We start from the raw sequence: 14,389 nt of genomic DNA, 5'->3' as shown, positions 1-14,389 counted from the left end.
GGGGACAGGCAAGGTTGGTTTGCAGGCCGGCGGCAACGCCGGCACGCTGGCGGGAGCATCCGGAATGGCGGGCGCGTCAGGGAAGGCGGCAACATTGGCCGTGAACGCGGCCGCAAAAGGAACAGCGAAAACCGGGTTTTGGCTTGTCGTTCTGGGAGCCGCCCTCTGGGGTGTCGACCCGCTGTTTCGGATCATTTTGCTGAAGTCGCTGACTTCGGCGCAACTTGTTCTGATTGAACATATCATCATCGCTTTGGTGGCCGTTCCGGTGTTATGGAAAAACCGCACCGATCTTAAAGGGCTGGGCTGGCGTCACGCCGGAGCGCTGCTCTTTATTTCCTGGGGCGGGTCGGCGGTCGCCACCATCCTGTTCACGATGGCTCTATCGAGCGGTGATTTGAACGCCGTGCTGCTGCTGCAAAAAATGCAGCCGCTGTTCGCCATCCTGCTCGCCGGTTTGATATTGAAGGAGAAACTGCCGCGTCACTTTGCCGGATTGCTGGTGATCGCTTTGGCCGGAACGTACCTGCTCACTTTCGGATTTACGGTTCCGATCGGGCACTGGCGCGATTTCGTGCAGGTCGGCAGCCTGCTTTCGCTGGGAGCGGCCGCGCTTTGGGGCGGTTCGACCGTGATGGGCCGGCTGATGGTTGGAAAGATGAAGTATGAGACGGTCACGTCGCTGCGGTTTATTTTGGCGCTGCCGCTGCTGCTGGCCATCGCCTGGAACGAAGGGGCGGCCTGGAATCTGCCGTCCGGAGGCTGGCAAATCGCCGCCGTTTCGCTGAACATGCTTGGACAGGCGCTGCTGCCGGGACTCCTGAGCTTGCTCGTCTACTACAAAGGATTGACGACCACAAAGGCGTCGGTGGCCACGCTGGCAGAGCTAAGTTTTCCGATGGTCGGGGTGCTCGTCAACTGGGTAGCGTTCCAGCAGATGATTACGGCAGCCCAAGTGTGCGGATTCGTGCTGATCTGGGCGACACTGTTCATCATCTCACGTCAGGGCGGATCGCCCGCCGCGGAGACGAAAACGAGCAACGCGGGGGCTTAACGGTGATGAGGGATTAACTTGTTTTTTAACTGACTCAGGTTTTGGGGACCTCCATTGCGGAGGTCTTTTTTGTTGCCAAGAGGAATTTGGGGAGTATGGGGCTTTGGCTGGTCCGGTACCTTCTAAGGGCATATGTATGATTGCGCGCGGGTTAGTAAACATGCTGACCGGTGATTCTATTGGATATATCCAATAGAATCAGTTGAAATTCGCAGAAAAGAGCCCATCGCGGCAAATCTATTGGATTTATCCAATGGGACATAGCTTCAGGACTGAGGAGAAGCTAATAGGGGCAGGCGCGATTGAACCCATATAATGTTAAAGAGCGAATTATGAAAATATTCATCGGACAACCTGTCATGGAATGCGGGATCAGCTCGAAAAAGTTCTGGGAAAAAGATCCATATACGCTCGATTATGAAATTTTGGCTTAGAGTGTTGCGACTTTAACACGGAAGCTTTGAAAAGTTGCCGGACGGGAACCCGTCTGTTATGATCTTAAAACGGGCATAGGGTGGGACTTTCACCAATACAACAATCTGGTTTTCTTATTCTGCCCAAACATAACAGGTAAGCATGAGGAGGGATCGGTTTGTCGACGCAAGTATCACGCATCATGATTCAAGCGCCTGCCGGCAAGGTTTGGAATGCGCTTACAAAACCTGATCTAGTCAAGAAATGGCAATATGGCGCCGATCTGATTACCGATTGGAAAGTTGGCGGCGAAATCCGTTTCCGCAATGAATGGGACGGAAACGTCTTCGAGCAATGGGGAAAGGTGCTGGAAGTGGAACCTTATCGGCTTATCCGGTATTCCCTGTTTGCCCCTCAACCAGGACTTGAAGACAAGCCGGAAAATTACTTTGTGATGAGCTATATCTTGAGTGAAGAGGGCGGCGGCACGCTCCTGAAGATCGAGCAACAGGACAACCGCCCGGGCGCGGAGGACGAACCATCGCAAGAAGAAGGGGAAAATGCAGTATTGGCCATGCTTAAGGCCGTCGCTGAAGAATAGCGAAACTCCCTCAAATAGGTTCAATAAAAACATCCGTTTTAAAAGAAAGATCACCGGTTACCCTGATTTCTTGGCCAGGATAACACGGCGATCTTTTTTCATGTCCATAAAAAATAATCATAGATGTGCAAACCCTTGCTTTAGGTGCGGGGAGGCGAGGATAGGGGCCAGCCACTGCCTCTGTTGCCGGATTAGCGGTAATTTGTGGCGTTATTTTTGAAAATTTCCGCTTCTGCGTGAAATAGCGGAACTTTTGGGCCTTATCTGGGTAACAATCTTGGGAAAAGCCCCTCTTCGTCCCCTTACTCCCAAAATAGCGGTAAAAAATTCCTCTATTCTAGCCAATTCACCTTTTTGCCGAAAATAAGGACATTTTTTACCGTTATTCTCCCAGCCACTACAAAAACGCAAGCAGTGTGCTCCTACTCCATGCCCCAATCAAAGGATAAGACGGAGCGAATTTCTCCAGCGATTTACGTACGGCAACTCCCAGCTCGCCCCCGCACCGATTACTTTTCGTCCAACCACAAAATGGCGGTTACGCCGCGCGGGTAGTAGCGGCTGCCGCAAATGACGCCGGCCATGATCTGGTCGCTCCAGCTCCAGTAGGCGTTTTGCTCGGAGGTGAGCCAGGCGGCGTGCGCCGCGTCGGCGGCTCGGCCCCGCTCATCCCACGGCAGCCCGAGAATGCGGCGGGCGATGAACTGGCACAGGTAAATTTTGCTGAGCCAGGAATTGTTGCTCGTCGAGGACAGCTTCCAGCCGCCGTCTTCGAACAGGCAGACGCCTGGTTTCAGCACAGCGCGCAAATGCTCCGACAGCGCCCCGATGTAAGCGCCGAAGCGCCCGCCTCTATCAAGCGCCTCCTCGCATCCTGTAAACAGCGGGAAAATCAGCCCCTCGATCGCCGGAATGATTTTCGAATCATTATTCTCCTGAATGACGGCGGGAATGTAGCCGCCCGGCTGCATGTGAGCTACGGTCGTCCGCGCGCACAGCTCGGCCTGCCGGCCGGCCAGCGCCGCCTGCTCCTCGCGGCCGCTTCCCCGCAGCAGCTTTTCCATCGCCAAATATGCAGCCCAGCTTTTGCCCGCCAAATAAATGTTATTGCGCGCCTGGCCGAGCGACACGTCAAGGCTGTCGTACGTGGTGATCTCCGCGCCGCCCATCGTCCGCGAGCTGTCGAGGCCCATGATCCCGGTCCGTTTGGCCGGGTCCGGATGGTCACGGTTCACCATGCTTTCCAGACATTGCTCAAGCACGCCGAGGTTTTGGCCCAGCCAAGCTTTGTCACCCGTCTGACTCACGTAAACGGAAGCGCACAGCACCCAGTTGACAAGCTGCTCATGCGTCATGTGCGAGAAGCAGTCGTCGATCGCGTGCAGCTCATAAGCGGAGTAGCCGGGCCGGGAAAACGAATTGGCCACGCCCATGTCATGCGTGAAGCTGATGCCGCCGGGATACACGGTATCATCGCCCGGGAGGCGGACCGTATCTTCGTAGCTGTAGCGGCTGGTGAACAGGTCGAGTTCGTTTTTGACCGTCCATGGGTTCATTTTCAGCTCAAAAAACAGCTGGTCGACCGTCAGATCAAATGTGTTCATCATCCGGTATTCGCCCTCATTGACGATCCACAGCGGCTCGCCTCCGTGGTCAAGCAGTTCGCTGGACCCGTAATAGCTGCGGATGGCGTGCGCCAGCATGAAGCGCTGATCCTCGTTCAGATGCGGAGCGCTGACGAGCTGTTCGGCCTGGCGCGCGGCTTCGAGCTTACGGTCGAACTGCTCAAGCGCATAAGCGGCCACTTCCTCGATATTGCCAAAAAACCGCGTGTAATAATAAGACGCGTCCATCCCGGTAGTGACGTAGCCGCCACGGTAAAAACAAAGCACAAAGCGGTAGGTTGCTTTTTCGCCGGCAGGGGTGTCCATCAAGAGTGCGCCCACCGGGCCAAGTCCGAACCGTAAGTTTTCCGGCACCTTTGGCTGCAGGATCGCTTCCATCGTGAAAAATCCAGCGCTCGTCACCCGCGGATCGTTTGTGGCGATCGCCGTGTTCCGGCCCTGGCCGACGCCACGGATTCGCCCATCGGTCGTATCCTCCAGGCGGCGGATCGAGGTATACGGATCGGTGTTCTGGAAGCCGAAAAACGCTTTGCGTGCCGCTTTGCCGCGCGTGTTGTCGACCGTGATTTCGGCCAACACCGCGGGGCAAAGCGCGAAGCGGAGCTCCTCTTCGGATGCTGACTTCGGATCGGGCACCGGCCCAAACGGCGAGTACAGGCGGAACGTCAGATCGCCGGCCTGCCACTCATCGGTCGCCACGCCAAACTTGCGGGTGATCTCTCCGCGCGCAAACGCAGCGATGATACCGCTGTCATTTTTTTGGACGGAATGTTGGCCTTCACCGCTATTCTCGTCCTCCTCCGTCGTATAACGGTCGCGCTCGTCCTGACCTTCCCCGAAAAACGGCAGGGCCCGGTAGCGCTCTTGACCGTCCTCCTGCAATCCGATGTATATATTCTGGTTGGGCGGGCTGCCCAGCTCAAGATCAAACCCGCCGCTTTTGCCGGGATACCCTAGTGTGAAGCTGGCGAAAGCGCCGACCGGCGAGTGATGCGCGTTGAAAAAAATATTTTTACCCAACTTGATTACCTCCTGTTATTTAGGTGAATGGTATGTTAGTTTGATTATATCAAGGGATTTTGGCGTCTCCCATGTCCAAACCGCCAATCAATTTACCCAAATCAATCAGAAAAAATGACGGTAAAAGGAGAATCGGTGTATGAATATATCCGGAGAGCATCAAGTGGCCGAGTTTATGCTGCCCGATATGGATTCAACGTTTCGACTGTTTGCCGCGCATCTGCGGACAGTGACGAACGAATGGTCTTATCCGCGGCACAGCCATCCGTTGTTTGAAGTGAATCTGCTCTTGGCGGGGAGCCAGGAGATGATCGTAAACGGCCAGCGCTACGTGCAAAAGCCGGGGGATTTGCTGCTGCTGCGTCCCGAGGATGTGCACGAGAGCCGGGCGGCGGGAACGGGGCGGATGACGTACTATTGTCTGCATTTCAACGTGGATGACCGCGTCATGCGGGAGGTGCTGTGCCGGGGTGAAGCGGTGCTGTACGCGGCGGACAGCCCGCTGGCGCAGAAAATCCGCCCCAGCCTGGACAGGCTGATTGCGCTCACCTCGGGCGGCGCGGGCGTGAAGCTGGCCGACAAGATGCGGACCTTGTCGGCGCTGTTTGAGCTGTTCGCCGGCCTTAGCGACAGCTTGGCGGAAAGCGGCGGTGCCGGCGCTTCCGGCAGCCGCACGCACCGCGTCGCCGCGGAGATCGCCGCCGGTCTGGAGCGTTGCGTCGAGACGCCGGACGCCTGGAGCCGCCTGGCCGGCGCTGAAGCGGCCGGCGGCGAACAAGACGAAGGCGGCGAAGCTGTAGGCGGCGATGGTGATGGCGGCAGCGGCAGAGACACCGGCGCAGACGCAGACGAGGCGCGCGAAACCGTGGCGGCCGTGACCGCCGGCCTCGGGTACAGCGCCTCCTCCTGCAACCGCATCTTCCGCAGCGTGTACGGCATGTCCCCGCGGCAGTACCTGTCGGCGCTGAAGCTGAAAAAAGCCAAGCTGCTGCTGATGGAGCCGGAGCTGTCGGTGGAAGACGTCTCGCAGCGGCTCGGCTACAAGGACATCGCCCATTTCAGCCGGCAGTTCAAGCGCTGGACCGGCGAGCCGCCCGGCAAATTCCGCGGGAGATACCATATTTGAGGCACCGGACGCGCGGCACGGCCGGCTTACCGTGCTGTAGAACCACCGCTTCCATTATTAAGTCATCCTGACCCGGACAGGCGGGGAAACGGTCCTTATTTTCCGCCGGCGGTTGGGCTCTTTGCAGAAGGTGGAGCATAGCGTCCCATGGGCATGGGCAGAAGACCGGGTGATTCTCGGCGTTCCGGCCGACGCGGAAAATTACGTCTTTACATACCGTCATTCGGAACGGGAGGAAGAGCGGGCGATCCTGGGCAAGGGCGAATACAGCATCCCGGCGACCGGGGTGGCCGGCGGGTTCACCGGCGTATTCTTCGGCCTTTACGCGGTCAGTCGCACCAACACTCCCGCAGTTCCGGCCCGCTTCGACTGGTTTGATTACATCCCGATCGGGATGGCGGAAGGCGCGATCAAGGGTAACCCGGAAGTGCGCTGTTTGCGGACGCCGGGAAAAAGTTGTACCGCTAAAACTGTCGACGGTTGGGGGCTCTGGATTGTTTGAAACTAGTTTTATGGTTGGGTCTTGTGGTCGATGTGCCGCCGTTATGAGGGACCAAGTGCAAAAGTGCATTTGATCTCGCGTGATGTGCCCTTACCGAGGTGGTTCGGATGCAAAAGTGCAGTTGTAATAAGTGAATTTGGTAAATTGTAGTTGATTATCTGAAAATGAACTGCACTTTTGCATTTGATCGGCTATTTCGGGGCATTTTCGCGAGAATCGCCTGCACTTTTGCATTTCGCGAACGCCTTTGGACGTTTTTTTGTCACCATTCAACGCCCAGGCTACGAATCTATTAACAATCATTTTACAAAAATTCAGAAAAACAACGTTTTCCGATAACACTTCCCCGCTAAACTTCTATGGAAATATGATAGATGAAGTTAGGGAGGAATCGGATTGAAGAAGAGAGGTTCGAAAACGGTTTCTACATTGTTGGCTGCGGCGTTGTTCATCAGCTTGGCAGGTCCGGGCGGATGGGCGGCCGCCGAGGAAAGCTCCCCGGCGACGCAGTCAGCTCCCGGTTTGGAGACGGCTGGAGGGGATGGGGCCGGTGCGGACACCACCCAGGCGGAGGATAACGCCGCCGACATGAATACAGCGCAGGCAGAGGATAACGCCGCCGACACGAACGCCGCCCAGTTGGTGGATGCAGCCGGAACCGGTGGCAGCGCCGATCCGGCCTTGCTTGCCGCGGCTGACGGGCTTGGCATCTCCGCGCAAAACTTGCCGCAAGCCGTTGCCGGCTCGCCTTATTCGGCGACGATCGCCGTTTACGGCGGGGAACCGCCCTATGGCTTTGCTGTGGACGGGCTCCCAATCGGCCTCGCTTTGGATGCGGCAACCGGAATCATTACGGGAACCCCGGCTGCCGGTACAGAGGGCAGCTATGAAATTAAAGTAACCTTGACGGACAGCGCGGCCGAACCGAGCCGGGCAGAAGCTGCTCTGCAATTTACGGTTACCGCGGGCCAGGAACCGGCCCCCCTGGAAGATACGCTGCAAATCCGCAAAATTGCTGCTTATTCCGTGGGTGCGCCTAACGAGGACGGCGGTGTCGCCGAAATCGTGAAATACAACAAAGACAATGGAAAATTTTATCTGGTGAACGGGTCGTCCGAACCGCCGAGCATCGATATCGTTCCGCTCGCGGAAAGCGGCACGCTGGCAAAGGAGAAAACGGTTGATGTCGTTAATCTTGCGGAGAAAACCGGCGGTTTTACGTTCGGCGATTTGACGAGTCTCGATATCAATACGGTCACGAAACGGATCGCCGCCGCCGTGCAGGAAGCTGATTCGGCCAAAGCCGGCAAAATTCTCGTGTTCGACTATGACGGGAATTTGCTGGATGAATTCGAAGCCGGCGTTCAGCCCGACATGGTCAAGTATACCTCGGATGGCCGGTACATTTTGACGGCGGACGAGGGAGAGCCGCGCGAAGCCGGGATCGACCCCGAAGGCAGCGTTACGATCGTCGATACGGTGGAGGGGCAAGTCCGCCACGTGAAGTTCGACGACCCGACCGTGATCGATGATCTGGTGCATATCCGGGGCCAGGCCGATGCCAATGGTATGATTACCGGCAGCGGCGCCAAGGAAGATGCCGTCTTCGACCTGGAGCCTGAATATATCGCGCTCTCCGGCGACGAGACGACGGCATACGTGTCGCTGCAGGAGAACAACGCGGTCGCCGCGATCGATGTCGCGAAAGCGAAGGTTCTCTACGTTCGCGGGCTTGGGTTCAAGGATTTAAACGATCCGAACAACGCGTTGGACTTGATTGAAGATCAAATCATCAACCTGGAAAACGTACCGTTCAAAGGGATGTACATGCCGGACGGTATCGACGCCTATACGGCAGACGGAAAAACCTATCTGTTCACGGCCAACGAGGGCGATGCAACCGAATGGCCGGGCCGCACCAACGTAACCAAGATCAAAAAGCTGACGAGTGTCGATCCGGACTCGGAAGCGGGACGCTTTTTACAAGAAAGCGGTTCGCGGTATGGCGATGTGGAAACGGCCAGCGATATGGGAGCAGACGGGGTTTATCTGTATGGAGCCCGCTCGTTTTCGGTGTGGGATGCGGACACCATGCAGCAAGTATACGACAGCGGGAACGACTTTGAACGGGTGACGGCCGCACGTCTGCCGGATTATTTTAACTCCAACCACAGCAAAGCCAATTTTGATAAACGGAGTCCGAAAAAAGGCCCCGAACCCGAATACGTCACCGTCGGCCAAGTCGGCAGCAAAGCGTTTGCTTTCACCGGACTTGAGCGAATCGGCGGGGTGATGGTTTATGACGTAACCGATCCGGAAAATCCGGTATTTGCCAACTACACGAACACGCGCGACTTTAACGCGGGGATGAATACTGATACCGGGCCGGAAGGGCTGGAGTTTGTGCCGGCTACGGAAAGTCCGACCGGGCTGCCTTTGCTGCTTGTCGCCAACGAAGTAAGCGGCACGGTAGCGGTTCTGGAGCTGGAAGTGACGAAGGTGAGCCTGGATAAAACCTCGTTAACGCTAACCGCAGGCGGTGCGGCGGAAAAATTGACGGCGACGGTGACGTCGGCCGGCGGGACTGTAGGGAGCGGGGAGAAAGTCGGCTGGTCGACTTCCGATTCATCCGTCGCTGCCGTTGATGCGGACGGAACCGTTACCCCGGTGGCTGCCGGGCAGGCGGTGATTACCGCGCTAAGCGAAGACGGCTACGGCGTGGCCGAAGCGAAGGTGACGGTTCAGCCTGCAGAGGATGGCGGGAACACCTGGAAGCTGACGGTGATGCATACAAACGACTCGCATGCCCATTTGGACGATGTGGCCAGACGCGCCACGCTGGTGAAGCAAATCCGCGCCGAGGGCGGCGACAACCTGCTGTTGGACGCGGGGGACGTTTTTTCCGGGGATCTGTATTTTACGAAATGGCAAGGACTTAAAGATCTCGAATTCATGAACTTAATGGGCTACGATGCCATGACCTTCGGGAATCATGAGTTCGATAAAGGTACGGGGGGGCTGGCCGATTTCATCAAAAAAGCCCAGTTTCCGCTGGTCAGCTCCAATATCGATTTCAGCAAGGACGGCAACATCGCACCGCTCGTAAAAGCGCCGGCCAACATCGACGTCAGCGCGCCGAAAACGCCGGAAAATGCGGGTATTTATCCTTATGTCGTGCTTGAAATAGGCGGGCATAAGGTCGGGGTGTTCGGCCTCACGACGGAAGATACGGCCGTGACCTCCAGCCCGGGCAAAGACGTGACGTTCAACGAAGCGGTTCAAGCCGCCGAAGCGACCGTCACCGCCATGGAGCGGGACGGTCTGAACATCATCATCGGCCTGTCGCATCTCGGGTACGCGCGGGATCAAAAGCTGGCCGCCGAAGTTGAAGGCATCGATTTAATCGTTGGCGGTCATACGCATACGAAGCTGGACTCGCCGGAAATCGTGTCCGACAGCGTTCATCAAACACCGACCGTTATCGTTCAGGCGAACGAATGGGGTAAATACCTCGGCCGGGTGGACTTGGTGTTCGATGAGCAAGGTCAGGTTCTGACGGGGCCGGGACAAACGTCGGGGAGCCTGGTTCCGGTGAACGGCCAGGTTGCCGAAGACGCCGCCGCGAAGACGATGCTCGATCCTCTTAAGGCAGAGCTCGAGGAATTGAAGAAGCAGGTCATCGGGACGGCTGCGGTCGTTCTCGACGGTGAACGCGTCAATGTGCGCTCCAAGGAAACGAACCTGGGCAACCTGATCGCCGATGGTATGCTGGCCAAAGCGCAGCAGCTCAAAGGGGCGCAAATTGCCATCATGAACGGTGGCGGCATACGTGCTTCCATCGACCAAGGTGAGATCACGATGGGAGAACTGCGGACGGTGATGCCGTTTGGCAACACGCTGTATGTGCTGGACGTCACCGGGCAGCAGTTGAAGGACGGACTGGAGAACGGGATCAGCGGGGCCAAATTGACCGACCTCCCTGGGAAATTCCCGCAAATCGCCGGTATGAAGTTTAAGTGGGATCCCGCCCAGCCGGCAGGAAGCCGTGTCTTTGACGTACAAATCAAGCAAGGCGACACCTATGTTCCCTTAAATCTATCTTCCACTTACCGGCTTGCGACCAACAGCTTCGTGGCGAACGGCGGTGACGGCTACAGCTCTTTTGCCGCAGCGATCGCCGCTGGAGCCTATCACGAGGATCTCGGGTATCCCGATTACGAGATTTTTATCGAGAATATCGAACGGCTGGGCGGCACGGTCTCACCGGTTGTGGAAGGCCGGATCGTCGAGCAAGCGAAGCCAAGCGGCGGAAGTGGCGGAAGTGGCGGTAACGGCGGTGGAAGTGGTGGCAGCAGCGGCGGCGGGAAGGGTTCGTCAGGATCCGGAGAGGCGCCCGGCCCGGGAATGGCTGAACCCGGGGAATCCGCCTCGGGAAAAGCGGCATATGAACTTGTGAGCGATATGCTGCAGGTTGAAGTTACCCGCGGTGACGACGGCCAGACGGTAAATCAAGTTTCCGTTAAGCCGGATGTGTTGAAGACCGCCCTTGCGGCAGCCGCTTCAAGCAGCCAAGGCGAACTGACGGTGGAACTGACGAACCTCAGCGGCGGAACCGTGCTTTCCCTGCCTGCGGATACGCTCCTTTCGGTTAATAAGGAGGGGAATGGAAACAGCGAGGTAATACTGGTCATTCGCACCGCGCTGGCTAGCTACCGAATCCCGCTTCAGGCGATCAGCGCGGGCCATTCCGGTCTAACCGGTTCCGGCGTTTCAAGTTCATCAGGCTCAGGCGCTTCCATACGGATTTCCATTTTATCGGCCAAAACGTCCGAACAGACGGAGATCGCCAAGGCTGCCGCAAACCAAGGAGTAACCCTTACGGGCTCTGCGGCAGTTGAATTCAAAGTAGTGCTTCTCACCACGGACGGTCAGGAGCGGGAAATCACGGATTTCGGGAATACGTACCTTAGCCGGACGATCCCGCTGCCGGACGGAGTTGATAGTGGTTCGGTTACGGCAGTCTTGTACAACAAGGCGGCTGGAAAACTTGTTTTCGTTCCTGCAGTTAAAGTTACGGTGGACGGCAAACCTGCTTTAGAGTTGAAGCGTCCGGGCAACAGCCTGTACACACTGGTCAGCGGCAAAAAACACCGGTTTGCCGATGTAAACGGGCACTGGGCGGAGCAAGCCATCGGCGAATTGGCGTCCAAACTGCTTGTGGAAGGCGTGAGTGAAACCCGCTTCGAGCCTGGACGGGAAATGACGAGAGCAGAATTTACGGCACTGTTGGTTCGCGGGCTCGGCTTGACCCCGGCGCAGGAGTCGAACGTATTCAGCGATGTAGAGCCGGGTAATAGCCTGGCCAGTGAAATCGCGGCCGCGGTGGAATACGGTCTCGTCACCCCGGATGCAACCGGCACGTTTAAGCCGAATGAACGCATTACCCGGGCGGAGATGGCCGTGATGGTTGCGAAAGCGATGCGGCTGGTTAAGGGCGGAAACACAGGTGCGGATGGCAAGGTTTCTGCCGGAACAAGCGCCGATACGGCGTTGCTGGCCCGGTTCACGGACCGCTCGGCGATCCCCGACAGGGCTGCGGAAGACGTAGCCTGGCTGGTTGAGCAAGGGATCATGCAGGGCGACAATTATGGCGCCTTTGCCCCGAACGGTCATACCACCCGCGCCCAGGCGGCCATCCTGCTGATGCGGATGCTGAAGGAGCTGCGGTTTATCGATTAATGTACCAATAGCAAGGCAAAAAGGGACGCGGCTGTTTTACTGCCGCGTTCCTTTTTGTTCACCTTATATTGATAAAATTTCGGTCAAGGTAGAGGGGGATGCGCAGGTAGAGAGGGGAGGAGAAGGGGGACATCCAGAATCAGGGGGCTAAGGGACACCAGAGCCGTTATTTTCGGAAAAACGGAAGTTTGCAAAATGTAACGGACACAGACGACCTTATTTACCTCAAATCGTCCTGGATGAACGGGTTTAGAGCGAAATAGGGCCGCCTGTGTCCGTTAGCCTGGGAAATACTCGGGAAATGAGCGGATAAGGTCGTTGGTGTCCGTTAGAGCGGCGTCCATCCAAAATTTAGCCCCCAGCTACTTCACAAAATGGGACACCACAAATACCGCCGGGGAGTTCCAGTAGATCGTCACTTCATTACTGGCGTAACTGAGCTCGTTGTCGATGAAGCAGGCGGCCGGCGCTTTGCCCTGCAGATGCTCCTGCATGCAGTCGTCGTTCAGCCCGCGGTTGGGGCCGCCGGCCACCAGCCCGGGCACCGGTTCCTCCACGCCGTCGCCGACAGAAGGCCGGTGGTGCGGATGGCGGACTGCCCGGTGGCCAAAGCCGGTGACATAGCTGCAGCCCAGAACGTTGCGGCCGAGCAAATAGTGCACATGCTCCAGCGCCAGCCCCCGGTAGCGGGCTTCGCCGCTAACCCTTGCGGCGATCAGCAGCAGCATCGCCCGGTTCAGAAGCACCATGTTGCTGCCCCAAATATAATCCTCCGGCCGCAGCGAAGTCAGATAACCGTCCTCGGCGCAGCGCTGGGCCAGTCTTTCGGCCTCCTCAAGCAAACCGGCCTCCAGCGAAGCACGGAGCGTACCGTCAGCCTTCGCTTTTTCGCTGAACAAGTAGGCGATCGTGCCGTAGCCGCCCATATCCGCCCAGCCCAGTTCGTATTTCGGAAAAGATTCCGCCGCCAGCTTCCGGAACGCTTCGTGATAGGCCGCTTCCCCTGTCGTCCGGAACAGCTCACCGGCGGCCCAAAACCGTTCGTCAAGATCGACCTGGTCCCCGTATTCGCCGGTGGCGACGTCGGCCGGGTTTTTGAAGCCGGGGTTTTCCGGCGAAGCGGGATGCCGCTCCAGCCACTCCCAGGCCCGCTCCGCCGCGATCAGGCAGCGGCCGGCGAACGCCTCATCGTACGGCCGGTACACCCGCGCCGCCAGCGCCATGACCCCGGCGAAGCAGCCGGTCGCCGCGGCGGAGACGGGCATAAAATACAGCTCCGCCCGGTCGTCCTCGGGCATCACGTCCAGCGCCGGAAATTGCTTTGTCGTGAGCTTGTGAAACGCTCCGCCCGTGCGCTCGTCCTGCATTTTCAGCAGCCACTCGAGCTCGTAGCGGCATTCGTGCAGGACATCCGGCGCCAAGCCGTCCGTTTCCGGCAGCGGAATCGGCCTTTGGAACGCCTGCGGCGCAAATTCAAACGCCAGCAGCAGATCGGCGGCCGCCTTGGCCCCCGGTCCGGTGTATTTGCCGTAATCGCCGGCGTCATGCCAGCCGCCGGAGCTGCCTTGCTTCCGGTCCGGCTCGCCGTAAACGATGCCTTCCGCCGTATGGCAGGCGGCATGTTTCCACGGACCGGCATACGGCTCCTCCAGTTCCATGCCGCAGCGGAAGTAATAAAAAGATTTGAGCAGACCGGTATGAAGTTCTGCATACGGATTGTTGCCGATCACAAACGAAGCGGACGTCTCCCCATTCAACCTTACAAAATAGCCGCCTTCTTCCGAACAAGCGGTAAAATCCCCCCGGCTGACGGTGATCCCCGATGCTTCATCATACAAAGGCGGTCCGGTTTCTCCATGGTAAACGGCTTGCCCATCCGATTCCCGGACGATCTCAAACGTCCCGCCTTCGCCTGCACAAATGAAGGTTTTACGCGTATCCGGCGAATACCCGATCTGGTTCACCGCAATGCCCCACGCCGCCATGCTGTTCCCTACAGGTTCACTCATCAAAATCCCCTCCTTAAAAAGGTAGTTTAAAAGTCAACTTTTGAAGATTTAAGAAAGGGTAGGCATCGGAGCGTTTCTTCCTTAAATCGCAAGAAAAACTTCATCTTAGGGCGGTCTGTCTTCTTTGATTGTTCATCGATAGAGTTTTTCTTATCACGAAGCAGGTCAAGAAGTGGATTCGACATCGAATCTTGAATTCAGCCGGGCCTAAGCATATGCTTCCGAAGTATGTTTCCTGCGGAAACATTTCAGGTGCTCACGTACCCAAAACGTACGCTCCGCTCCTGACGTCCCTAGCT

The 14,389-nt window shown here is 57.3% G+C and carries 7 protein-coding genes; 5 read left to right on the top strand and 2 right to left on the bottom strand.

Translation table 11 applies throughout. The features are described from left to right. Positions 1–64: 64 nt before the first annotated feature. Both ACLD72_RS10920 and ACLD72_RS10915 read left to right on the top strand, forming a co-directional pair. Positions 65–1,054: a DMT family transporter gene (locus ACLD72_RS10920; RefSeq protein WP_410997394.1), complete on the top strand. Its 990-nt coding sequence runs from the start codon at positions 65–67 to the stop codon at positions 1,052–1,054. A 592-nt stretch (positions 1,055–1,646) separates the two neighbouring features. After that, entirely contained in the window at positions 1,647–2,069 is a 423-nt protein-coding gene (locus tag ACLD72_RS10915) for an SRPBCC family protein (protein WP_410997085.1), read from the top strand. 509 nt (positions 2,070–2,578) lie between these two features. Here ACLD72_RS10915 and ACLD72_RS10910 read toward each other — a convergent pair. After that, on the bottom strand, positions 2,579–4,714 hold the full coding sequence (locus ACLD72_RS10910; RefSeq protein WP_410997087.1) for a glycoside hydrolase family 52 protein: 2,136 nt from the start codon (positions 4,712–4,714) through the stop codon (positions 2,579–2,581). Positions 4,715–4,853: 139 nt separating this feature from the next. On the opposite strand from ACLD72_RS10910, the gene ACLD72_RS10905 reads away from it, so the two are divergent. The 3 genes from ACLD72_RS10905 to ACLD72_RS10895 all read left to right on the top strand — a co-directional run bounded on the left by ACLD72_RS10905 (position 4,854) and on the right by ACLD72_RS10895 (position 12,081). Next, positions 4,854–5,840 carry an AraC family transcriptional regulator gene (locus ACLD72_RS10905; protein ID WP_410997089.1) on the top strand — a complete coding sequence of 329 codons (987 nt, stop codon included), beginning with the start codon at positions 4,854–4,856 and terminating at the stop codon, positions 5,838–5,840. Positions 5,841–5,904: 64 nt separating this feature from the next. Beyond that, the gene (locus tag ACLD72_RS10900; RefSeq protein WP_458475766.1) at positions 5,905–6,342 is read left to right on the top strand and encodes a beta-xylosidase family glycoside hydrolase; all 438 of its coding nucleotides are present in this window, start codon (positions 5,905–5,907) and stop codon (positions 6,340–6,342) included. 396 nt (positions 6,343–6,738) lie between these two features. Next, the gene (locus ACLD72_RS10895) at positions 6,739–12,081 is read left to right on the top strand and encodes a choice-of-anchor I family protein (protein WP_410997091.1); all 5,343 of its coding nucleotides are present in this window, start codon (positions 6,739–6,741) and stop codon (positions 12,079–12,081) included. Between the two features lie 362 nt (positions 12,082–12,443). On the opposite strand, the gene ACLD72_RS10890 is transcribed toward ACLD72_RS10895, so the two are convergent. Further along, on the bottom strand, positions 12,444–14,090 hold the full coding sequence (locus ACLD72_RS10890; protein ID WP_410997093.1) for a glycoside hydrolase family 9 protein: 1,647 nt from the start codon (positions 14,088–14,090) through the stop codon (positions 12,444–12,446). Positions 14,091–14,389: the final 299 nt, after the last annotated feature.

The organism is Paenibacillus lacisediminis (assembly GCF_046567315.2).
This window is presented reverse-complemented; position numbering and strand designations above follow the sequence as displayed.